The sequence below is a fragment of the Polycladomyces subterraneus genome, from assembly GCF_030433435.1.
GTDB lineage: Bacteria > Bacillota > Bacilli > Thermoactinomycetales > JIR-001 > Polycladomyces > Polycladomyces subterraneus.
Genome location: NZ_JANRHH010000008.1, coordinates 1 through 22560, shown reverse-complemented (window position 1 = coordinate 22560; position 22560 = coordinate 1). Strand labels below are relative to the sequence as shown.

The following is a 22560-nucleotide window of genomic DNA, read 5'->3' as shown; positions in this document are numbered from 1 at the left end:
ATTCAGCCATTGTTGCTGATATGACCGAGCCACAACCGGCACACCGATACGCTTCTTCAGCATAGGGAACGAGACCGTGTAGAAGTCGCCATTTTTCTCGACTTTCAGGTTCTGATTGTTGAACGAACACCACATCTTCCTGAATACCCGAGCTTGTTGGTGTTTCTTCTGCGATTTCACATCTCGGATCGTTTGGTTAATGATTGCAGACGGGAACTTCTCGTCAGAAAACTCCTTGAAAATCTTGCTGGTCGCCTTGTTCACGTCGGGATGAAGCAATAGCCAATTTGCAAACTCCGTGTTGATCTGGGTCATTCGTTCATACATGGCTTGTTTAAATTTGGTTGGTTGATACAGTTCCAGCTTGAGTGTGATGGTAGGCCCCATTCACCCCCTTTTCTTTTGTTCTTCCACATATCGCCGGATCGTTTCGCTTGAAACGTTTCCAGCCGTACTAACAAAGAATGAGCGTGTCCACAAGCTCGGCAAATGAGACAAGTGATTGAATTCTTGCCTCAGTTTCCCAGAAGTCACCCCCTTCAATTTTGCCATGTCACTTCCATGGCAAGGATATCCCAGCCGTTTTCCTGACAGATGTCTTTCACCACTGTTTGAATCGCTCTTCCACTTGGTTTCTCAACACTTTTCTGCGATAACGTGGGCAGAAAACAAAGTGGTAGTGAATCAGAGATACCGTCTTTTTCGTCCTTCTGTATTCACATGGTTTTAATTGTATCAATATTTTATTTATACTGAAACAACAAAAAAATGCTCTAAGCGCCCTCTTCAGAGGGCACCGAGCAACGTCGCCTTTCATCACACGATTGAAACCGTGGGCTTTCAGGCGACTTTTTCTGTAATGGAGGGTATTCGCCTATTGGTAGCTGCAGTGGGCGATCGACAAACTTCCATAACGGAGGACAAAAATGATTCTTATTCAATTGAATCTGATATGTTGGATCACATTTTCCTTGGTATGGATCATTGGCGCTTTCTATAATTCCTTGAAAGCCCCTTCCATCAAACAGAAGCGTTTCCGTTTTGACTGGATCATTCTTATGATGCTGATATGGTTAATCAATCACTACATTCCCAAACGTTATTGGTTATATATGACGTTTCATCTTTCCTGGTTACAGATGGCCGGGACAGTTTTATTAATCGTATCCACGATTGTCACTTTATGGGCGCGTTATTGCGGCAGTTAAGGAAGATCACCAATTAATCACTGACGAGCCGTATCAAATCACAAGACACCCCATTTACACCGGAGTTCTCGGCATGATACTCGGTTCTGCGTTTTCACTGGGGGAAGGTTCGATTTTTCTGGGCTTTCTCATGATACTGTTCGTATTTCTGAACAGAATTCGGGTTGAAGAGGAGATGATGACGAACACTTTTGGCGATCAGTATGAGAAATACAAACAACGTGTTCCACGATTGTTACCAAGCATCAAATGGAGAACGATGACGCAAAAATGATCATATGGAGATAAAAGCCCGCTTCCTCATGGAAACGGGCCTTTGTCATCCGTTACTTCTGAAGTTGCCGAATGTCATTGACGATGGCTTTCTCGTCCGGTCGGAGACCGTCGTAGATTTTCATCACTCGGCCATCAGGACCTATCAGATAGAAACGGGCTGTATGGCTGATCATCACTGTGCCATTGGTTTCAGAGCGCATCAGATCCTGTTTAAACGCCGATTGAGCGAAATTGCGAATCTCTTCATCCGAGTAGCCGGTTAGAAAATGCCAGTTGTCCGTCTTGGCCCCGTGTTCCTTTGCAAAGGCGCGGAGCTTGTCCGGTTTATCGTATGACGGATCGACACTGAACGAGACGATGTCCACCTTGAGCCCCGCTTGGTCCAGTGCCTTTTGAATACGTGCCATGTTGGAAGTCATTGGTGGACAAATGTCCGGACAACGCGTGAAAATCAAGTTGGCTAACCACACTTTTCCCTTCAGCTGCGACAAACCGAAAGCCTGTCCATTCTGATCCGTGTACCGGAATTCCGGCACCCGCCAGTTCAGTTGGGATACATCATTGGACTGGTTGTTGGTATGGGCATTTGAGGTCGATGTGGACGGCTTCGACGGAGCCGCCTGGCCGCATGCCGTTAACACGAGGCACATCAGCAAAATGGCGATCCCCCAACACCCTTTTCTTCTGTTCACCGACATGAGCTACACCGCCCTTCCTCTGTCAATGCCGCACTTCCAACTTTTGTGCATTCATGACGTGAGCCCCGTTGGCCGTCACATGATACATCACCTGATACGCACCCGGTTGATCCAAACGGACAGCGGCCGTATAGACACCGTTTCCGGTTCGCTTGGTCCCGATCATACGGTGAGGCGCCCCGGAACGCACTGTATTCCACACTTCCACCTGCACTCGATCCGCATTGTTTACCGGCTGTTTACCCACTGTCACATGTACGTGAATTTGAACAGGCTCACCGGTTTTGGGCGTGGCAGGTGTAAATGAGAGAGACACTTTCGGCATGGAAAACGAAACGGATGTCTTCTCCGAAGTCGCCCCCTGGTGATGTCGATGTTCATCCGCCCCGGTGCAACCACCAAGAAGTATCGACACACTTAACAACAAGATGGTTAACGCGATTCCGCCCATCTTCCTCATACGTTCACGCTCCTAATTTGAGCATACAACAGTATAACCATACCATATTTTCCCCTTCTATTATCTCCCTTTTGCAAAAACGCCACACAAATGTTGAGAGTGTGAACGGTCATAAAAAAAGCCCCCTCGAAAGGGGCCTGTTGACAAAATCTTGCCGGTTCCCATTCTTTTGATCTGTCCATAGCAACAGCAAGCGTCGCACGGTAGGAATTCAAACCTGCTCCCGAATGAGGAGACCGTCTCAGATCCACATCCGCCACAATCTTTCCGACACGGCCGTACTGTACATGTAATAAAGACCGTAGACGGTACTCAATACCGCTGCCGACCGGGTCAACACATGATGTATCATCCGATTGCGGGACGTCATGACAAAGGGAATGCCTATACATGTAGAAAAGGTAATCATCCCTACCACAGTTCCCATCCCGAAGATCAGGATGTACAGTGCTCCTTCCACGATCGTTTGCACGGTGGTCATCGTCAGCAACACCATCGCCGCACTCCCGGAAAGCCCGTGAACAAATCCGACAAACAGCGACTTTTCATAAGATGCTCGCGGGGAATGCATGGACTGGTACGAACGCATGCCGGTCCATCCCAAGTAAACCAGCATGATCCCCACCACAAACTCCAGCGAAAATGCCCATTTTTCGGAAATCTGACCCTTTAACACAATCAAGAGCATCCCGACGAGGAACAAGGTTGCCGTGTGCCCGATTCCCCAGTAGATCCCGGCCAACGAGGAACGGTACCACCTATTGCTCCGACTCGCAATCGCGGTGACTGCCACGACATGATCCGGCTCGAATGCATGCTTGATCCCCATCAAAAATCCCAACAACAAAGTGGACCATAACCCTTGTACCATCATCCACAATCCTTCTTTCAATATTTTCGTAAAAATGACGTTGTTGTGCCCCACCTGTTTTCCCGCAGGATCCCGCGGCAGAGATCGAAAATCGTTTCCACATCCTGTGTACATTGGGCCAATACACGGAGAGCCAACCCCGGAACCATCAGCATGGACAACCCGATTTTCACTCCGGAGAACGGCTCAAGCAGTCGGTGAATGCGTTCAACAAACCCGGCATCGATTCCTTCCTGAATGGCAATCAACGAACCCAGGTGCGAAAAACCCTCCATATACCCAAGGCCCTGCATATCCCCCCGATCCGGTTCCAACTTCAAATGATCATATAAGACAAGCTGATCCTCCATGTACACGTCCATCCGGGATTTCAGCAAGTCATAGCGAAACCAAGAACCATCCGGAGCCCACCCGGGTGTGAACACCTCGGCACAGACCAACGATGCCCCCTGTTCCATCCGTACGATGGTTCGCTGCATAAAACGCGCATGCGCATATGCAATGACAGGGTCCGGAACATACTCCAAGAAACTACCCTTTTTCAAATTCATCTCTGTTTCCTGCAAAACCGGACAATGAGGGGTCTTGTAAACTTTGGTGGAAGATTGCGTCGTGAGAAGAACTTCCGCTCCCTCTTCCAAAAGTACTTCCATCCGGTATGAATCGCCGTCCAGATATCCACCTCCAGGGTTCATGAGATAAACGCATGCTTGACCGTTCTCGTCCAGATAGACCGGTTTCGTGATTTTGAGCGTTCCTTCGAAATAGGCATCCCGCAACAAGCTTTTTTCTCCCTTTTTGGCGAATGCTGCCCGCAGATAACCCGTCCAGCTTCCCATCAACCCAGTCCCACCAATAGTGCGTTCTTCTTGATCCAATCAATCACTTCATCCAAACCGATATCCTCTTTTAGATTGGTGAATATGAACGGTTTGTTGCCGCGAGCCACCCGGGTATCCTCTGCCATCACCTCGAGACGGGCACCCACAAAAGGAGCAAGGTCGATCTTGTTGATGATGAACAAATCGGATTTGATCATCCCCTGTCCGCCTTTGCGCGGGATTTTCTCTCCCTGGGCCACATCGATGATATAAATGGAGAAATGGACCAGTTCCGGACTGAAGGTAGCAGCCAAATTATCTCCCCCACTCTCCACAAAAATCAAATCCAGATCCGGATGTCTGGACATCAATTCATCAATCGCAGCAAAGTTCATCGAGGCGTCTTCGCGGATGGCCGTGTGTGGACATCCGCCCGTCTCCACCCCGATGATCCGGTCTTCAGGTAGGACGCTGTTTTTGATCAAAAACTCAGCATCTTCTTTGGTATAAATGTCGTTGGTCACCACAGCGATGCTAAATTCTTCATGCATCCTTCTCGTCAATCGCTCCACCAGCATGGTTTTTCCGGCTCCTACCGGACCGCCGATTCCGATGCGGATCGGTTCCATTCGTTTTCCATCCCCCTTTTGTCATGACATGAAGAGGCGTACATGCAAGCGTTCGTGCCGCATTTGCGCAATCTCCAATCCCGGAGAAACGGCACCGAGATCCTCCGGATGCAACAATTGGATTTGTTCCGCCGCTAGGATCAGATGTGGTTGCAACTCGAGCAGGAGACGCTGCCCGTCGGTCTGCCCCAACGGAATGCCGCGTACCCCGTTTTGAACCAGCGTAGCCATGCTTGTATACAAAAACGACAAGACTCCCTCTTCTTTCGGGATTTGCAGATGATAGACGATTATCGCAAACGCCACTGCCGGATGTCCGAATGATTGTTTGGCGCGTATTCTTTCCCGATATTCCGTAAGCAGCGGCAGGGAAAACAGATCGTTCCCCAACCGGATCATCCGCTCCCCCATGCGCCGACCCGCTTCTCGGGATTCCCGTGGCAAGTTTTGCACAGTCATCAACCGATCCAACCGCCAAAGCTCCTCGAACCGGTTTTGATCGATCGCTTCATAGGCAATTCGGCAGGCCAACCCGTCGGCATAAACCAATTGTCTGTCCAAATAGGCCCGCAACCAACGAGCAAACGTCTCCTTATCTTTCACCCGTCCCTCCTGGATGTACGTTTCCAACCCGAAAGAGTGGGAAAAAGCGCCCGAAGGAAAGTTGGAATCGCAAAACTGCAACAAGGACAACAGACGATTACCCATGATGGTGGCCGACATGCCGAAACGCCTGCCTTACTTTTCTCTTCGCTCTTTCATACGGAATGTCCAATTGTTGCAGCAACTCCTCCACCAAACGGTCATATTGAACCAGCATTTCATCCCCTTCAAATTGGGCCGGCAGATGGCGATTGCCCAGTTGGTGGGCGATTTCCCCCATCTGCTTCAGATTGCGGGGGCGGATGACCAGCAAATCGTCTTCCAACACACTCACCACGATCGCTGTCCGTTTATCCAGATACAAAATATCGCCGTCGGTCAACGCTTTCGCTTCCTTCAAACGGACACCGATTTCCCTGCCGTGGTCCGTGATCACCCGCTGAATACGCTTGACCAGGTCGTCACTTGGCATATACACATATTCCACCTGCCGGTTTCCAATATCGTTCCGACTCACATTTCCCACGATTCGCTCAATAATCAATCCTCTTCCCCCTAAAACAAGAAATATCGCTGTGCCATCGGTACCACATCCACCGGATCGCAGGTGATGAGCTCACCGTTCACTCTCACTTCATAGGTTTGCGGGTCCACCTCAATGTGCGGTGTCTCCGAATTAAACACCATGTCTTTTTTGGTCAATTGACGGGTCCCTCGGACAGGTTTGATCCGTTTTTTCAGGCCCAGTTTTTCATGAACCCCCCGTTCGAACGCCGCTTGCGACAAAAAAGTGATCGAGGTGGCATGCTTCGCTTTCCCGAATGACGCAAACATCGGCCGGTACACTACCGGTTGCGGTGTCGGGATGGATGCGTTGGGATCTCCCATCAGACTGTGAACGATCATCCCGCCTTTGATGACCATCTCCGGCTTTACGCCGAAAAATGCCGAGTCCCATATTACCAGATCCGCCATTTTCCCCACTTCCACCGAGCCGACTTCGTCGGCAATGCCGTGGGTGATGGCCGGATTGATCGTGTATTTGGCGATATAACGTTTCACACGGTAATTGTCGCCAACACCTGTGTCTTGTGGCAGCTTTCCTCTCTGTTTTTTCATTTTGTCCGCCGTTTGCCAGGTTCGGGTGATCACTTCCCCGACACGCCCCATGGCTTGGGAATCAGAGCTGATCATGCTGAATACACCCAGATCGTGCAGGATGTCTTCAGCCGCAATCGTCTCCTTGCGGATGCGCGAATCGGCAAAAGCGATATCCTCCGGGACTTCGGGGTCGAGATGATGACACACCATCAACATGTCCAGATGCTCGTCCAGCGTATTTTTCGTAAACGGACGGGTCGGATTAGTGGACGACGGCAAGATGTGGGGATAGCCGGCCACCTTGATGATATCGGGAGCATGTCCGCCTCCCGCCCCTTCGGTGTGGTAGGTGTGAATGACCCGACCATCGATCGCCGCCAACGTATCCTCCACAAACCCGCCCTCATTCAACGTATCCGTGTGAATGGCCACCTGTACGTCATACTGATCGGCCACCCGAAGACAATGATCGATGGCAGAAGCAGTCGTTCCCCAATCTTCATGAAGTTTGAGTCCGACCGCTCCGGCGAGGATCTGCTCCACCAATGGTGCCTCCGCCGATGCGTTTCCTTTACCCAGGAATCCCAGATTGATCGGGAATGCCTCAGCCGCCTCCAACATCCGATGGATGTTCCACTCCCCCGGTGTGCATGTGGTGGCATTGGTCCCCGTGGCGGGGCCGGTTCCTCCTCCGATCATCGTTGTCACACCTGAGGCGAGCGCCGTTTCGATCTGCTGCGGACAAATATAATGGATATGGGTATCCACTCCTCCCGCCGTCACAATCATCCCTTCGGCGGCAATAATCTCTGTTGCTGCCCCGATGACGATGTCCACTCCATCCATCAACAAGGGGTTTCCGCTTTTGCCGATCCCCGCAATCCGTCCGTCACGAATCCCGATATCCGCTTTATAGATACCGGTATAATCGACGATTATCGCATTGGTAATGACCACATCCATCGCCCCATTAGCACGGGTGACCAACGGATGTTGCCCTATCCCGTCGCGGATCACCTTGCCCCCGCCGAATTTGACTTCATCGCCATAGATGGTATGATCTTTTTCAATTTCGATAAACAAATCCGTATCAGCTAAGCGGATGGCATCCCCGGTTGTCGGGCCGAACATGTCTGCATACTGCTTTCTCGACATCCGAAAACTCATCGTTGGATTCCCTTTCTTTTTCAGATAGAGTACAGCCTGATTAGCTATATCGCACGAGGGCATGTATGAAAAAACGCCCTGGATCTAGCGCTTGGACCTGTCAAGCGGTCCGTTGGTTCGGTTGTTCAAACCGTACACTTCCCGAGTACCGGAAAACGGGACAAGCTCCACTTCTTTGGCGTCCCCGGGTTCGAAACGTACCGCTGTCCCCGCCGGGATGTTCAGATGCATGCCGAACGCTTGCTCACGGTCAAATTCCAGTGCACGATTCACTTCGTAGAAATGAAAATGGGAACCAATCTGCACAGGACGGTCTCCTCTGTTAAGCACCGATATTTTCACCGCTCGTTTCCCTTGATTGCAGATGATATCATCCTTTTTCAGCACCCATTCACCCGGAATCAAAGCACTGTCACCGCCCCTATCTCAAAATTGCGCACATTGCTTTCTCGGTCAGCTATACTCGCTCCCTGCAAAAAGCAGATCAAGGCTGCTTTGAACCAGAGGGCGCAGACACGGGCAAAATGACAACTTTACCTAATTGGATCATGCACGGTTACCAGCTTTGTTCCGTCGGGAAACGTGGCCTCCACTTGAATTTCCCGAATCATTTCGGGTACGCCCTCCATCACGTCTTCCCGCGTCAAAATGTTTGCTCCCTCGCTCATCAACTCCGCCACGGATTTTCCATCCCGCGCTCCTTCCATAATCTCGTATGTAATCAATGCGACCGCTTCCGGATAATTCAGTTTCAACCCACGTTCTTTCCGTCTTCTCGCCAGGTCGGCCGCAATCACGATCAACAATTTTTCCTGTTCACGTAATGTCAGCTTCATCCAACGGCCTCCTTCAAAATGGATTATTGTCAACAAAACTTACATATGATAATGTAAATATACCAAATATATCATGAAGGAGGCAACTATATTGACACCAATTGTAGGGTATCTTGTTCTATTGGTGTTTGGCGTCGGATTTACCGTTATCACCGCTGTTTTGCACCGCATGGATTTGAAACGTCACGGAAATGAAATGACGGCGGAGCGTTTCAATACCGCCGGCAGAAGTGTGGGTGTCGGACTGGCCAGTGCCTCCATCGTGGCTGCTTGGACCTGGGCGGCCACCATCATGATGTCGTCTTCAACGGGTTACCAGTACGGGATCAGTGGACCTTACTGGTATGCAGCAGGAGCCACGATTCAAATTTTATTATTCGCAATTATTGCAATACATTTAAAACGGAAGGCGCCACAGGCCCATACGTTCTTGGAATTTATCGCCCAACGATTTGACAAAAAAAATCATCGGCTGATGCTGGGATTTGCATTGATGACCAACATCATTGTCACATCGATGATCATTCTTGGCGGAGCCATTACATTGAACCAATTGACGGGGATGAACCTGTACCTGGCCGCTTTTCTGATCCCCCTGAGCTTTACGATCTATACGATGATCGGCGGGCTGAAAGCCTCGTTCATCGCAGACTACTTGCACACGGTCATTTTATTTATCGTGTTGGCCGTGTTGGGCGCAGCGATCTATACCAAGTTCGGAATCACCCCCATATACGAGGGATTGCGTCATTTACCGGAATCAAAGCAGATGCTGACCATGGCTTCTATCCCCGGACTGATGTTCGGCATAATCAACATCGTCGGAAACTTCGGCACTGTTTTTGTCGACCAGGCTTACTGGCAAAGGGCAATTGCCAGCACTGATCAAGCCGCTTCCAAGGCATTCATTTACGGAGGTCTCGCCTGGTTTTCCATTCCATTCGCCGTCGCCACCATTCTGGGGGTCAGCGCGGCCGGACTGGGGATCGACGTGCCCACACCGGATTCCGTGGCTCCCATCATGGCTTCCCATGCATTGGGCACGGTCGGTTCCATCCTGTTCCTCATTATGTTGTTCATGGCCGTCACGTCGGCGGGATCGGCGGAACTCACCGCAGTGACCAATATTCTGGTGACGGATGTTTACCGCCATTCCATCAACCCCGACGCGGACAGTGAAACCCTGCTCCGGGTTTCCCGTTGGATCACGCTCGGTTTCGGAATTGCAATGGGCATCTTTTCCATTTTGCTCTTTTATCTGGGCATCAGTTTGGGATTTGTGTACATGGCGATGGGGATCTTCGTCAGTTCGGCGGTCATTCCGGTTGCACTCGGTTTGATGTGGAAACGGACAACCAATGAAGGGGCTTTTTACGGCACGTTGCTCGGTATGATCGGGGGGATTCTGATTTGGATCTTCTCCGCATATCAACTCACCGGTCATATTAATGTGAATTCCCTGGGCCAACTGTATCCCATGCTTTTTGGGAACCTCGCTGTTTTCATCATCAGCGGCATCATCACCATCGGTCACAGCTTGACGTCATCCACCGAATTCCCGTTCGAATCGTTGAAAGGCAAATTTAAGAGCTTTGACGAAGTAACGGAAAGGGAGGAGACGGCATGAAAGATCAACGGTTGGCGAATGAAACCCGATTGTATACTCGATGGGCGACCGGTTTGACTTTGGTATTGATCGTGATTTGGCCGGGCATCATGTTTGCGACCGGCTTCGTCTACAGCTTGACGTATTTCAAAGCGTGGGTGGTGTTGGCGTTCGGCTGGATGCTCACCGCCGCCGTCTTTATCACGATCCGCCCTTTGATCGAATTGTACAGGGAATACAAAAGGTGAGCATACCAGCCACCTTGGATCAGTACAAAGAAGCCTCATATCCTGGGCGGGGAACCTATTTCAAACACCCTTCACGTGGATTTTGAGTGCTTTCGCGATATTGGTTCCCATATACCATACCATTTGTGTCCTCCCCCCGAATGGGAAGCTGATCACCGTTCGGGGGCATATTTTTCATCAATCGCTTTCACCCTCAGTATCCTTCAAATATTCTTCCAAAATCCTTCTGGCATAATCGTCTTTTGGAATGAGCCCAAGATTTGTATTCCCAAATTATCCTTCTATCATAATGATCCGTTTTGGATAAATCCTCGTAACCATATTCGACATGAAACTTACCAGAATGATCAAAGACCATCGTGAACGTGGTCCACGGCTCATGACCACTTTGTTGAAACTCTTTCCACAAGTTTTTAATCTGCTCATAGAATTGATCCACCCATTTTTCGAACTCTTCCTCGTCCACTTGGAACAACTCGGGAATATCAAAAATTTGCACGGGTTCTTCATTTGCCGTCGGATAATGGTAAAAATAGTTACTTTGTACACCATCCATTCGTTCTGCATATACTTATACCTTCGTCCATTCCTCCAGGATCATTTCCATCACCGTTTGGGCGATTGATTGATACATACTGTCCAGTTTTGCATGATCTCATCCGATTCACCCCCGCAACATTTCCAAATTGAGCGCCCATCCACGTCACCTATCTTATACTCTAGTTCCATCTTGTTGTGAATCTCCTGTATGCTTCGATTCTTATGAATGGGGTCAGCATAAAAAGAGACCCCGCACGAACCGAACGGGGTCCATATTGTCTTCTCACGCTTTCCATGCTTGTGGATGATCGTCACTCACCCAATCAGCGGCTTTGGCGTTGGACATCACTTGTTCCACATCTTTGCAGCCCGGAATGACACAGGTCACTGCCGGATGTTTCAGGCACCATGCAAGTGCCCACTGTGCCATCTCCACCCCTTCGGGCACTTCCTTGCGCCGAATCTCCTCCACCATTTGGAGTTTTTTCGTCAGCTCTACTTTTTGCAACCGGTTTCGAACATCATTTTGCTGAAATACCACACCCGGTCGATATTTACCGCTCAAAAGCCCGCTGGCCAGCGGCACCCGTGCAAGTACTCCGAGATCTTGCCGTTGGCAGGAAGGAAATACCTGTTCTTCCGGTTTTCTGTCCAAGCGGTTGTAGACCACTTGAATGACATCCGCCTTGACCTTCGTTGCCGATTCAGTCTGATGAAGATTGTCATTGTCGCCGATCGAGATGCCCAAGTGGCGGATTTTTCCCGCTTGCACCTGTTTGTCCAGCATCGTCCACAGATCGTCCTGATCAAATGACGCATCGCTGCCCGAATGAAATTGGTAAATATCAATATAATCCGTCCGAAGCGCCCGCAGGGAGTCTTCCAGTTGTTTCTGCACTTCCTCCGGCGACCAATGATTGGTCCGGTTCATATGACCATGGAACTGATGACCGAATTTGGTCGCTATAATCCAATCCTGTCTTTCCCGTTGGATCGATTTCCCGATGAAAGATTCCGACAAATGATCACCGTAGCATTCAGCCGTGTCGATCAGGTTGATCCCCATTTCTTTCGCCGTGCCCAAAATCCGGTCGACTTCATCCTGGGTATACGACTTACCCCACTCACCACCGAATTGCCAAGTCCCTACACCAACAACTGACACTTTCAATTCCGTTTTTCCCAGTCTGCGGTACTTCATCTCAATCACTCCTCGTGCGGCTACTTGACCTTTCAGCTCCGAAAAAACGATTATTCGGAACATTTTTCAATAATATTAAGCAAAACCCAGATATTACTGGGTTTTGCTTCGTTCACCACATCCTGCACATTTCCCGTCAACTGTGGTCCTTGACGGTTCGTTTCTCCTCCAACGCCGGTACCAATTCATGTGCCACCCGCCAAATGTCGCCCGCTCCCATCGTCATCACGACATCGCCAGGGCGCGCATGTTCGAGAAGGTACTGTTTCACTTCCTCTTTGGTATCGAAATACCGTACATTGTGATTGCTATTTTGCCGGATCAACTCTGCCAACCGCTCCGCGGTGACGCCATCGATCGGCTTTTCGCCCGGCGGAGCGTAAATGCGATTGATGATCACTTCGTCCGCTTCGCCGAATGCGCGGCTGAATTCATCCATCAACAGATGTGTGCGGGAATAGCGCTGAGGCTGGAATACCACCACAATCCGCCGGTTCAGTGCCCGAGTAGCCTCGATGGTTGCCCGGATTTCCGTCGGATGGTGTGCATAATCATCCACAACCAAAATGTCGTCCACTTCCCCGATCACCTGAAAACGCCGTTTGGCCCCGCTGAATTGCGCGATCGCCCGGGCAGTTTCTTCAAAAGGAACGCCCGCATGCATGCATGCGATGATGGCAGCCATCGCGTTGGCCACATTATGACGACCGGGAACGTTCAGTTTCACTTCTCCGAGCGGGGTGTCCCCTTTTTTCATGGTAAACGTGATCTGACGTAGATGCTGACGGATCCCTTCCGCCGTATAATCGGCCGGTTGGTCTAATGCATACGTCACCACACGGACGTCTAAATCCTTCACCATCTCGCGCAGGTGCGGGTCATCCATGCACAATACGGCCAGTCCGCCCGGCTTCACTTGGCTCAAAAATTGGCGGTACGCCCGTTTCAGATTGTCAAATTGTCCGTCGTAGTTTTCCAGATGATCCGGTTCGATGTTGGTGACCACAGCTACTTCCGGGTAATATTCCAAGAACGTACCATCGCTCTCGTCCGCTTCGGCGACGACAAAATCGCTTTTGCCAGCCTTGGCGTTACTACCGAGCCCAACCACTTCCCCGCCGATGACGAACGAGGGATCGACACCACAAATCTCCAACGTTTGCGCGATCATGGACGAGGTGGTCGTTTTCCCGTGTGCGCCGGCCACGGCAACCCCCTTTTTGTCGTTGAGCAGACGGGCCAGCATTTGGGAACGGTGCAATACCGGGATACCTTTCTCTTTTGCGGCTTGCAGCTCCACATTGTCCATCGCGATACTGGAGGAGTAAACAACTACGTCCGGCTCCCCAACCTGTGCGGCATCATGACCGATATGGACGACGGCACCCCGTTGAACCAGATTTTCCGCCAATTTGTTCATGGCGACATCCGATCCGGTCACTTTGACCCCCTGATCCAACAACACACGGGCGATCGCGCTCATGCCGTATCCGCCGATCCCGATAAAATGGACGTGTTTGGTCTCGTTCATCCTACCCACCAACCTTTATCCTTGATTTTCCCCTGATACCACATGCTTGCGAATGTCGGACACGAGGAACAGTGATCCCGTCACCATGATGAGATCATTCGCGGACGCCCGTTGTCGCAGGTGGTCCAGTCCTTCCTCCGGCGTTTCGGCCGTTTCTACCTCCGCGGAAGTAAGTGACCGTACCAACCCAGCGAGCCGTTCCGCTTTCATCGCTCGAGGGTGATCCGCCTGTGTGACGACGATATGTTCAGCCAGCGGCACCAACGGTTTCAGCACCCGCTCCACCTCTTTGTCTTCCATCACAGAGAGCAACAAGTGCAATCGCCGGTATGTCACTTGCTCAGACAGAAACGCCGCCAACGCTTCTGCGCCTTCCGGATTGTGTGCGCCGTCCAGCCAGATTGACGGATCATCCGCCACTTTTTCCAATCGCCCAGGCCATTGCACCTTGGAAAATCCGGCCAACACGTCTTCGTCTTCCAATACTGTGGCGTAAAACTGGCGCAACACTTCCAGTGTCATCATCGCCGTGGCTGCATTTTTCACCTGGTGTTGTCCCACCAGCGGAATGGTGATCTCTTCCACCGTCCGATACATATTGCGGAATCGCAAACGCTGATGTGACGGCGTCGATTCGATGGTTTCCGCTTCATAATCCCGACCGATCAGATACAGGGAGCTTCGACCTGCTTCTGCCTTTTCTATGATCACCCGCACGGCGGTCTCTTCCTCACAACCGCACACCACAGGTACACCCGGTTTGATGATACCGGCTTTTTCCTCTGCGATTTGAGATAATGAATCCCCTAATAAATGTATGTGATCATGCCCGACATTGGTGATGACTGATACCAACGGATAAACCACGTTGGTCGCATCCCATCTGCCTCCAAGCCCCGTCTCCCACACGATAAACCAAGGCAGGGCTTCTTTGGCGAAATAACAAATCGCCAGCAACGTCCAAAATTCAAACGGCGAAGGTTGTCCGACGCCGGATTGGATCATCTCCTCGACAACGGGTTTCAGCTCGTTGGCCCAGCGCACGAACGATTCCTCCGGGATGTTTTCTCCGTCAAAACGAATGCGCTCGCTCCAATGCATCAGATAAGGAGACGTAAACATCCCCACCGGATAACCGGCCTGCTCAAGTACCTTGGCGATCATCGCCGCCGTCGATCCTTTGCCGTTGGTCCCGGCGATATGGATCCATTTCATCCGGCGTTCCGGATGCCCTAACCGGTCCAGTGCCCATTCCATCCGGTCCAGTCCTGGTTGAATCGCTTGCACGCACGTTTCATCCATCCAACGAAACACGTCTTCAGCGGTGACAAACCGTTGATCCATCCTGACCGTTCCCTTCCGTCGACAACTCTAGAGTTAGGAGTGAAAGGGCAGGGGGAGTCCTACCCTTTCAACTCATTCAACCGTGCCAATACCTTTTCGCGTTTTTCGCGATACTCTTCCCCTTTACGCCGCTCTTCCTCCACAACGTGCTTCGGTGCCTTGGTCACAAACCCCTGGTTGGACAATTTTTTCTCCACCCGTGCCACTTCGGCGTCCAGCTTTTTCAGCTCCGCTTCCAGCCGGGCGATCGTCTGGTCGATATCGATCAAGCCCGCCAACGGCACGAACACCTCCGCACCGGTGACAACCGCGGTCATCGCTTTGTCCGGGCGGGTGACGTCTTCCCCGACCGTGACCCGTTCCGCACCGCATAGCCGGCGAATGGCCGCTTCGTTTTGCTGGATGGCGGACAATACCTCGGCATCGGCGCGGATCAGGAGTTCCACTTGCTGTTTGACCGGCACTTCCATCTCCGCCCGGATGTTGCGCACCGAACGGATGATTTCGATTAGCACCTGCATATCCCGCACCGCTGCCGGCGCTTCCCACTCTGCAGACGGTTTCGGCCACTCGGCCACCGTGATGCTCCGGCCAGCCGTCGGCAGGTGCTGCCAGATCTCCTCCGTCACAAACGGCATAAACGGATGCAGCAGGCGCAACGATTGATCCAACACATACGCCAGAACGGAACGTGTCACCCGTTTGGCTTCTTCGTCTTCTCCGTACAACGGGAGTTTGGCAAACTCGATGTACCAGTCGCACAACTCGTCCCAGATAAAATTGTAAAGGACACGCCCCACTTCGCCAAACTCATAACGTTCCAACAGGCGGGTCGCTTCGGCCACCGTTTCATTCAGCCGGTGTAAAATCCAGCGATCCGCCGTGGAGAACGGGCCGGTCAACTTCAATTCCTCTGAAGAAACGCCGTCCAGATGCATCAGAGCAAACCGGGACGCGTTCCAGATCTTGTTGGCAAAGTTCCGCGCCGCTTCCACACGCTCCCAACGGAAGCGTTGGTCGTTGCCAGGCGTACAGCCGGTGGCCAGCATAAACCGCATTGCATCGGCGCCGTACTTGTCGATCACTTCCATCGGATCGACACCGTTACCGAGTGACTTGGACATTTTACGCCCTTCGGCATCCCGCACAAGACCAGTGATCAGCACATCGCGGAACGGCTTTTGTCCCGTAAATTCCAACGCGGTAAAGATCATGCGGGCCACCCAGAAGTAAATGATGTCATACCCGGTGACCAATACGTTCGTCGGGAAATAGCGCTTCAAGTCTTCGGTCTCGTCCGGCCATCCCAATGTGGAGAACGGCCACAGCCCTGAGCTGAACCAGGTATCCAGCACATCCGGATCCTGCTCCAGATTCCGGCTGCCGCATTTTGGACAGGTTTCCGGCTCTTCGCGAGCCACGGTCATTTCGCCGCAGTCACCGCAATACCAAGCCGGGATGCGGTGACCCCACCACAATTGCCGCGAGATGCACCAGTCGCGCACATTTTCAATCCAGTGCAGATAAATTTTTTCAAACCGCTCCGGCACGAACCGTACTCCTTGACCCGATCGAGTTTGTTCGATAGCCCGTTCAGCAAGCGGCTTCATCCGCACAAACCATTGCGTGGACAGATACGGCTCCACCACCGCGCCGGAACGTTCGCTGTGCCCGACGGAATGCACATGTTCTTCGATATGAACGAGCACACCCTGTTCCTGCAAATCCTGAACGATGCGCTTCCGGCATTCGAACCGGTCCAAACCTTGGTAGGGTCCTGCATTTTCGTTCATCTTGCCCGTCTCGTCCATCACCAACACCTGCGGCAAGTTGTGACGCTGCCCGATCTCGAAATCGTTGGGATCGTGTGCTGGTGTGATTTTCACGGCACCGGAGCCGAATGACGGATCGACATATTCATCGGCGATGATCGGGATTTCCCGACCGATAATGGGCAGGATCACTGTTTTTCCGATCAGGTGCTGGTACCGTTCATCTTCCGGGTGAACTGCTACGGCCGTATCACCCAGCATCGTCTCCGGACGTGTCGTGGCCACTTGGATGTACCCAGTACCGTCTTTGAGCGGGTACCGCATGTGATACAGCGCACCCTTCACTTCTTTATGGATCACTTCGATGTCCGAGAGCGCGGTGCGCGCGACCGGGTCCCAGTTGATGATGTATTTACCTCGATAGATCAACCCTTTTTCATACAAACGCACAAAAACTTCCCGCACCGCACGGGATAACCCTTCATCCAGGGTGAAACGCTCACGTGAATAGTCCAGCGACAATCCCATCTTCCGCCATTGATCGCGGATGATCTGCGCATAGTGTTGTTTCCATTCCCACACTTTCTCCAGGAATTTCTCCCGGCCCAGATCGTGCCGGCTGATGCCTTCCTCCCGGAGTTTGGCTTCCACCCGGGCCTGGGTGGCGATCCCCGCATGGTCCATGCCGGGCAACCACAGCGCGTCATAGCCCTGCATGCGTTTGAAGCGAATCAATATGTCCTGCAGCGTATTGTTGAGCGCGTGCCCGATGTGCAGATTCCCCGTGACGTTGGGCGGGGGGATCACGATGGTAAACGGCTGTTTGTCCGAATGAGCGTCGGCTTGGAAAAAGCCGCCCTCCAACCAGTAATCGTACCATTTTTCCTCCGCGGCCTTGGGATCATAGGCCGGCGGCAATGATGCTTTTGGTTGATCGGCCATGCTCTAACCTCCTTACTTACCAAAACAAAATAACTCCTTCCATCGCAAAGGACGGAAGGAGTTGTTTCCGCGGTACCACCTTTGTTCGCCCGTTTTTGGAAACGGGCGCCCTCAACTCCCGTAACGCGGGAAAACGGTTCGGCCTACTGCCGGTCGGGTTCAGCCGAACAGCTCCAGGGGGACGTTCACCGGCTCCGCCTTGGGAAACCTTCCAGCCTCAGGGTTTCCCTCTCTTGAAGGCGAACAACCGACTACTCTTCCCTGTCATCGCCGCTTGGTTTCAGTTGTGAATCATCTGTCTCGTCATCTTATTCTACAATGCCCGGTACGGACACGTCAAATCCGTACAATTAATATCCCCGAACACGAAGGTTCGGGGGCTTAGAATGAATCCATAAAAAAGACAAGTCCAAATGCAATCTTACCGAACCATGCCAAACGCCCGCTCGACACTTTCCATCATCAGACTGGGATTGGCAAGAAACGCCAGCAACAACACCGTGCACAACAGCATCACGCTGAGAAAGAGGATAAACAATACCCCGCGATAGGCACTTTTGACCATTGACTTGACCACGCTCAATCCGAAAACCCCCTTTGGTCCCTGACGACGATATTCTCTCTTATATTTTGTTCTTTTCCGCCTGTATTGTCCAGCCATGAAAACAAAAACGGGCGAAAAAGAAATGCCCGCGGGGACACTTTCTGCATATGATTTGACTTAAGGAAACTTTTTTTGTGTGAGGAAACATATTTATCTCCATGCCAATCTATTTTGAAAGCAGGGAAATCCATGTTTCGCGTATGTCTTTGGATACTGGCATTGGCGTTGCCCATCAAAGCATGCGAGATGTGTTTGCAAAAATGCCTGCGACGACAACACCATCGATGAGGGGGAAACATAAATACACACAATCCTGTTGATTGTGGAAAATCGGATTTTCCTATCTGAGGATCCATTTTAAATCGATGCCATTTTCATGGGGGCTCATGATCCAAACTTAACAAGTTCCATGCCTTTTTCGTTACATCGGGGACGGCTTCATGGTATTCATGAATCGCGGATAAATCCATTGTCAATTCAACACAACCAAAGGTCGTTTCCACCCGATCCGCTGCAGCTTCGAGTACTTCCACCGTCGCACTAACAATCAGGGCGGTCGGTCACGAAAATGGAAATACGGGTACGATTGTACCCGTATAGACTACTGACTGATGATTGTGTGCTATCTTTTTTGGGATCGAATGCGGACGGCTTCGGTTTTTCGTGTTTTGCTCCCGCTACCCTTTTTACTCAGCCAAAGCGAACGGATCAGCGACTGCAACCATCTGAGATGGGTGATCTCCTCTTCCCAGCGGCGAATCGCAATCGTCTCCTCAATCCGGTCCGGCATCTCATAATATCGGGTAAGCAATCGAAGTGGCCGCTCGGGATACGCCAAATAGAGGGCCAGCAGCTTTTTTTCCTTGCCGCTCAGCTTCCATCCCTCTTCATAACGGGCGAGGTAAAATTGTGGCTCTTTCTCATGATCCAATTGCTGGGAAAAACGACGGAAAAAGGCACCCAGATCGCGAACCGGACTGTCGACAGCGGCATGGTCCCAGTCGATCCACACCCACCCGTCTTCTTTTTTCAACAGGTTGCTGGGGTGGATCCGACCGTGACACAAAGTATATCTCGGTGCGATCCCCTTATCCGACTGCACAAATTTTTCCATCCCCTTCACTGCAAAACGAAGCGCCTGATCCACATATTCCGCATCAGCCGCAAAAGCATGATCAAATGGGGAACGAAACGTTCGGCTCTCTATCACTTCACGGTATTCGGCCAATTTCCCCAACTTGTCCTTCCATCCCTGCAAGCGTTCGACATTAACGCTCTGTTTCCGCTCCGATTGTTTCCCAACAACCGGGAACGCAGAGCGGTGAACATGAGCCAACATGGTCGGCAATCCCTCGATGGGGATCGTTTCCCGCAGGCCGGGGTCATTTTCCACCCACGGAGTGGCGTACCAAACCGCGTCTTCCGTCTGGACGTAAGCTTCCCCATCGGATGTCTTTAACCATGGCAGAAATATCTCCTGGCTTTTGGATTGAACGGCCTCCATCACTTTGTGCAACCAAGTAAGTTGTTCGGCAGAACAAGACGATTTTTTTAATGCAAATGCGCCATCCGCCGTCTGGATGCGCAATATCCCACTGACGGGTCGCACTTGCAGGGGAACCCATCCGTACCGCTCAAACACTTGTTCCAATACGGCCCGTTCTTCAGGCAATTGAATGGCCACACGCCTCCCCCCTCTCCAAATAAAATCAGCCACTGCCGCAAAAACGCGGCAGTAGCTCCATTATCTCTTTTGATCGTCACGACTCGTTCAACCGAATTTTTTGCGGAATGTGGATGATTTGACCCTCTTTCAATTCTTCACCCTCCAAGTGATTCAAACGGACCAACTGGCTGGCCAACACATCGTACTTTTCGGCGATGGAGTCGATAGAGTCTTCTTTTTGTGCGATCACCATTTTGATTTTGACAAATTGCTCTTCCTCTTCACCGATCAACCACTTGGCCCATTCCAACTGCGTAGCAGATTTTTCCTGATTTTGCTCCTGTTCGCTTAATGCCTCTCCATGTGTTTCCACTTCATCAGCGGATTCCGTTGATTGCTCTTCCTCCTGGTCTTTGAACAACTGCACACTTTTCGGCCATTGCGGTTCTTCCTGATTTGTTTTCCATCCTGTATCGGAAGCAAAATCGAGAGGGGTTTCCGTCGGCCACGTCGGTGGATGCTCCGGTTTTCCCAACAGGCGATCTTGAAACCGGAAGGATGACGGGTGTTGCTCTTTTTGGCGTTGGAAACCGATTTTCATGTCCTGCCTGCCGAATGCCGGTTTCTCGTCTTCCGATTCGTGCTTATCTTGATCTTCCTCGACATCCTCCGGCTCGTAGGGTTGCAGTTTGGCCGTTGGGTCGTCCGCATCCCATTCCGGCTCTCGTTTTTCCCCGTCAGACGCGTGGGGCGTATCCGTCTCCTCTTCAGGTTCACCGATGGATCGGATCGAGGCATCCTCCGCATGTGAACGGGTACCCCAACCATATTGGCTGTCCGGATCACGATAAGCCGGGCGCGCATCATGGGGGTGAGCCATATGTTCAAACTGATACGCAGGTGGTTGGGACGAGATGGTTTCGTACGATTCCACCACCTCCTCCGGAGAGGATGGGGTATAACCAGAGAATGTGGGACTGTCTTCAGATGTTTCCTCCTCCGTCTTCTCATCCCGTGACGGTTCAGGAATAAACCCGTCAATCGCCAGTACTGCTTCAATTTGCAGTTCAAACGGTGACAACACATGATAATCGAACGATTCCACCTCGGCGGAGATGTGGTCCTGTGCTGCGCGGTTGGCGGGCAATGTGATCTCGACAGGGATGACGTATGCCAGTTCCTCCGTCTCCTCCTCCCCCTCGCCCTCCGCTCGTCCCTGCTCAGTTTCCCCGGATAATTCCGCTTGCTCTGCCGCTTGTTCCCCGTCGGACACCATCCAGTCATCTCCCCTGTAACGACCGTTCAAACGGAGGTATCCGCGGATTTTCAAGTGGGACCCTTGGTCTTCAATCTCCACGTCGGGCGTCAAATCAAGTTCCAACAAATCGCCGATCCCGGGTTGTTGGGGATGGAGCCGAACTTTCTCTAAGATGTCAAACCTCAGTTGACTGTATTGACCGTCCGCCATACTCTCCCTCCTTACATAGGCAAATACTGCCCGAAACCCGCCGCGACCAACGGCGCATGTGATCTTTTCCGGGCGAAACCACAGATTTTCGACGGTACTGTATCTATATGCGCCCAGGCAGTGGATATAACCGAGTCGAAGACTAGGGAAACCCTAAGCTGGGGTTCTCCCCGGGCTGAGACTGCTGAAAAAGTGGTCTACTAAGCGATCTCGGGTGAGCCGTTTTCCCTCTCGGTCCTGCAACGCTTGCGCTCAAAGGTCGCTCGTGGGTGAGCGTTCTGAATTTGCCGTTGAGTACAGAGTGGAGACTGGAAATCGGAACCCGTAGACTTTGTCAACAACCTGAGCCAGGGTTTCCCAGCATTCAGAGAACGCTGTATGAGGATATGGCAGTGGTCGTAACTTATGCCACGACTTACGGGCCCGCTTAATAACAAAAGGTGAATCTATATGAAAAATGGTTGGAGATTACCAGCGAGGAGGCACAGAGGGATGTGTAACAAACCTTGTCCATTGGAGCAGGAAAAGCATCCCATGCGATGAGTACTTTTCACTTCTGGAAACGACTGATGTTGTTCACGATGTGGGGGACCGACAGCCTTCTGAGGTTTTCCTACAATAGTGTTTCTGGTTAGAGGATGGACACCTGCGATGCAGACGAAGGAGTAGCTTACGATGGGCGGAAGAATGTTTGGAATCCGCCTTATGTAAATGCTAATTTTCAAGGTGATACCCGTGCATAAAAGGCGTTTGTACGGTGGGGTGATTGTCATCAGTCACCTTGACACTCCACATGGCTAAAGCCGTGGGATTCTTGAGGTGGTTAACGCCCTCAGTCCATTTCTGTTTCGGGCAACCCTCAAGCTAGGGCTGTGTCATCAGCCCATCCCACCCGGTTAGCACGTACCCGGATGGGCGGCACACCTGTTACCAGTGTGCTAGGCTACTAACCCTGAAATGGCTTTGGC

The 22560-nt window shown here is 51.5% G+C and carries 20 protein-coding genes, 3 pseudogenes and 1 other annotated feature; of the genes and pseudogenes, 3 read left to right on the top strand and 20 right to left on the bottom strand.

The genetic code is table 11. From position 1 onward, the window contains the following. Positions 1-387: pseudogene (locus tag NWF35_RS01005) on the bottom strand (RNA-guided endonuclease TnpB family protein); the annotation flags it as partial. Then, positions 388-736: pseudogene (gene tnpA / locus NWF35_RS01000) on the bottom strand (IS200/IS605 family transposase). 437 nt (positions 737-1173) lie between these two features. On the opposite strand from tnpA, the gene NWF35_RS16740 reads away from it, so the two are divergent. After that, positions 1174-1482: a methyltransferase family protein gene (locus NWF35_RS16740; RefSeq protein ID WP_363321521.1), complete on the top strand. Its 309-nt coding sequence runs from the start codon at positions 1174-1176 to the stop codon at positions 1480-1482. Between the two features lie 52 nt (positions 1483-1534). On the opposite strand, the gene NWF35_RS00995 is transcribed toward NWF35_RS16740, so the two are convergent. The 10 genes from NWF35_RS00995 to NWF35_RS00950 form a co-directional block, all read right to left on the bottom strand. Beyond that, a complete protein-coding gene (locus NWF35_RS00995) occupies positions 1535-2182 on the bottom strand; it encodes an SCO family protein (protein ID WP_301237246.1) in 648 nt (215 codons plus the stop codon). A 22-nt stretch (positions 2183-2204) separates the two neighbouring features. After that, positions 2205-2642: a FixH family protein gene (locus tag NWF35_RS00990; RefSeq protein ID WP_301237245.1), complete on the bottom strand. Its 438-nt coding sequence runs from the start codon at positions 2640-2642 to the stop codon at positions 2205-2207. A 241-nt stretch (positions 2643-2883) separates the two neighbouring features. Beyond that, entirely contained in the window at positions 2884-3513 is a 630-nt protein-coding gene (locus NWF35_RS00985) for a HoxN/HupN/NixA family nickel/cobalt transporter (RefSeq protein ID WP_301237248.1), read from the bottom strand. A gap of 17 nt (positions 3514-3530) precedes the next feature. Continuing rightward, complete coding sequence (locus NWF35_RS00980; RefSeq protein ID WP_301237244.1) at positions 3531-4352, bottom strand: urease accessory protein UreD; 822 nt, start codon at positions 4350-4352, stop codon at positions 3531-3533. Beyond that, positions 4352-4963 (bottom strand): urease accessory protein UreG, encoded by a 612-nt coding sequence (gene ureG / locus NWF35_RS00975; RefSeq protein ID WP_301237243.1) that lies wholly within the window; start codon positions 4961-4963, stop codon positions 4352-4354. The genes NWF35_RS00980 and ureG overlap by 1 nt, the downstream gene beginning before the upstream one ends. A 21-nt stretch (positions 4964-4984) precedes the next feature. After that, positions 4985-5671, bottom strand: coding sequence for an urease accessory protein UreF (locus tag NWF35_RS00970; protein WP_301237247.1), 687 nt, complete (start codon positions 5669-5671; stop codon positions 4985-4987). Continuing rightward, positions 5664-6110: an urease accessory protein UreE gene (ureE, locus tag NWF35_RS00965; RefSeq protein WP_301237242.1), complete on the bottom strand. Its 447-nt coding sequence runs from the start codon at positions 6108-6110 to the stop codon at positions 5664-5666. The genes NWF35_RS00970 and ureE overlap by 8 nt, the downstream gene beginning before the upstream one ends. A gap of 11 nt (positions 6111-6121) precedes the next feature. After that, positions 6122-7834, bottom strand: a complete 1713-nt coding sequence (gene ureC / locus NWF35_RS00960) for an urease subunit alpha (protein WP_301237241.1) — start codon at positions 7832-7834, stop codon at positions 6122-6124. A gap of 84 nt (positions 7835-7918) precedes the next feature. Next, a complete protein-coding gene (locus NWF35_RS00955) occupies positions 7919-8239 on the bottom strand; it encodes an urease subunit beta (RefSeq protein WP_301237240.1) in 321 nt (106 codons plus the stop codon). Between the two features lie 128 nt (positions 8240-8367). Continuing rightward, entirely contained in the window at positions 8368-8670 is a 303-nt protein-coding gene (locus NWF35_RS00950; RefSeq protein ID WP_301237239.1) for an urease subunit gamma, read from the bottom strand. Positions 8671-8761: 91 nt separating this feature from the next. On the opposite strand from NWF35_RS00950, the gene NWF35_RS00945 reads away from it, so the two are divergent. Then, positions 8762-10297 carry a sodium:solute symporter family protein gene (locus NWF35_RS00945; protein WP_301237238.1) on the top strand — a complete coding sequence of 512 codons (1536 nt, stop codon included), beginning with the start codon at positions 8762-8764 and terminating at the stop codon, positions 10295-10297. Beyond that, on the top strand, positions 10294-10524 hold the full coding sequence (locus NWF35_RS00940) for a hypothetical protein (RefSeq protein ID WP_301237237.1): 231 nt from the start codon (positions 10294-10296) through the stop codon (positions 10522-10524). Before NWF35_RS00945 ends, NWF35_RS00940 begins: the two co-directional genes overlap by 4 nt. Positions 10525-10717: 193 nt before the next feature. Here the strand turns inward: NWF35_RS00940 and NWF35_RS00935 are convergent. From NWF35_RS00935 to NWF35_RS00900, 8 genes and pseudogenes are all read right to left on the bottom strand, one after another. Continuing rightward, positions 10718-11158, bottom strand: a pseudogene (locus NWF35_RS00935) (immunity protein YezG family protein). 189 nt (positions 11159-11347) lie between these two features. Further along, on the bottom strand, positions 11348-12265 hold the full coding sequence (locus NWF35_RS00930) for an aldo/keto reductase (protein WP_301237236.1): 918 nt from the start codon (positions 12263-12265) through the stop codon (positions 11348-11350). A 136-nt stretch (positions 12266-12401) separates the two neighbouring features. Then, positions 12402-13796, bottom strand: a complete 1395-nt coding sequence (gene murC, locus NWF35_RS00925; RefSeq protein ID WP_301237235.1) for a UDP-N-acetylmuramate--L-alanine ligase — start codon at positions 13794-13796, stop codon at positions 12402-12404. A 15-nt stretch (positions 13797-13811) separates the two neighbouring features. Next, positions 13812-15140: a bifunctional folylpolyglutamate synthase/dihydrofolate synthase gene (locus NWF35_RS00920; protein WP_301237234.1), complete on the bottom strand. Its 1329-nt coding sequence runs from the start codon at positions 15138-15140 to the stop codon at positions 13812-13814. A 59-nt stretch (positions 15141-15199) separates the two neighbouring features. After that, entirely contained in the window at positions 15200-17854 is a 2655-nt protein-coding gene (locus tag NWF35_RS00915; RefSeq protein ID WP_301237233.1) for a valine--tRNA ligase, read from the bottom strand. Between the two features lie 44 nt (positions 17855-17898). Beyond that, positions 17899-18131 (bottom strand) — a binding site (T-box leader). Positions 18132-18275: 144 nt separating this feature from the next. Then, the gene (locus tag NWF35_RS00910; protein ID WP_212774509.1) at positions 18276-18437 is read right to left on the bottom strand and encodes a hypothetical protein; all 162 of its coding nucleotides are present in this window, start codon (positions 18435-18437) and stop codon (positions 18276-18278) included. 643 nt (positions 18438-19080) lie between these two features. After that, complete coding sequence (locus NWF35_RS00905) at positions 19081-20142, bottom strand: phosphotransferase (protein ID WP_301237232.1); 1062 nt, start codon at positions 20140-20142, stop codon at positions 19081-19083. A 76-nt stretch (positions 20143-20218) separates the two neighbouring features. Next, complete coding sequence (locus NWF35_RS00900; RefSeq protein WP_301237231.1) at positions 20219-21592, bottom strand: LysM peptidoglycan-binding domain-containing protein; 1374 nt, start codon at positions 21590-21592, stop codon at positions 20219-20221. Between the last annotated feature and the right edge of the window lie 968 nt (positions 21593-22560).

Excerpts from the sequence above, each read along its gene's own strand:
- NWF35_RS00940 (WP_301237237.1), top strand. The coding sequence starts at position 10,294 with ATGAAAGATCAACGGTTGGCGAATGAAACCCGATTGTATACTCGATGG.
- NWF35_RS00995 (WP_301237246.1), bottom strand. The coding sequence starts at position 2,182 with ATGTCGGTGAACAGAAGAAAAGGGTGTTGGGGGATCGCCATTTTGCTG.
- NWF35_RS00915 (WP_301237233.1), bottom strand. The coding sequence starts at position 17,854 with ATGGCCGATCAACCAAAAGCATCATTGCCGCCGGCCTATGATCCCAAG.
- NWF35_RS00900 (WP_301237231.1), bottom strand. The coding sequence starts at position 21,592 with ATGGCGGACGGTCAATACAGTCAACTGAGGTTTGACATCTTAGAGAAA.
- NWF35_RS00990 (WP_301237245.1), bottom strand. The coding sequence starts at position 2,642 with ATGAGGAAGATGGGCGGAATCGCGTTAACCATCTTGTTGTTAAGTGTG.
- NWF35_RS00950 (WP_301237239.1), bottom strand. The coding sequence starts at position 8,670 with ATGAAGCTGACATTACGTGAACAGGAAAAATTGTTGATCGTGATTGCG.
- NWF35_RS00980 (WP_301237244.1), bottom strand. The coding sequence starts at position 4,352 with ATGGGAAGCTGGACGGGTTATCTGCGGGCAGCATTCGCCAAAAAGGGA.
- NWF35_RS00985 (WP_301237248.1), bottom strand. The coding sequence starts at position 3,513 with ATGGTACAAGGGTTATGGTCCACTTTGTTGTTGGGATTTTTGATGGGG.
- murC (WP_301237235.1), bottom strand. The coding sequence starts at position 13,796 with ATGAACGAGACCAAACACGTCCATTTTATCGGGATCGGCGGATACGGC.
- NWF35_RS00920 (WP_301237234.1), bottom strand. The coding sequence starts at position 15,140 with ATGGATCAACGGTTTGTCACCGCTGAAGACGTGTTTCGTTGGATGGAT.
- ureG (WP_301237243.1), bottom strand. The coding sequence starts at position 4,963 with ATGGAACCGATCCGCATCGGAATCGGCGGTCCGGTAGGAGCCGGAAAA.
- ureC (WP_301237241.1), bottom strand. The coding sequence starts at position 7,834 with ATGAGTTTTCGGATGTCGAGAAAGCAGTATGCAGACATGTTCGGCCCG.
- NWF35_RS00930 (WP_301237236.1), bottom strand. The coding sequence starts at position 12,265 with ATGAAGTACCGCAGACTGGGAAAAACGGAATTGAAAGTGTCAGTTGTT.
- NWF35_RS00970 (WP_301237247.1), bottom strand. The coding sequence starts at position 5,671 with ATGGGTAATCGTCTGTTGTCCTTGTTGCAGTTTTGCGATTCCAACTTT.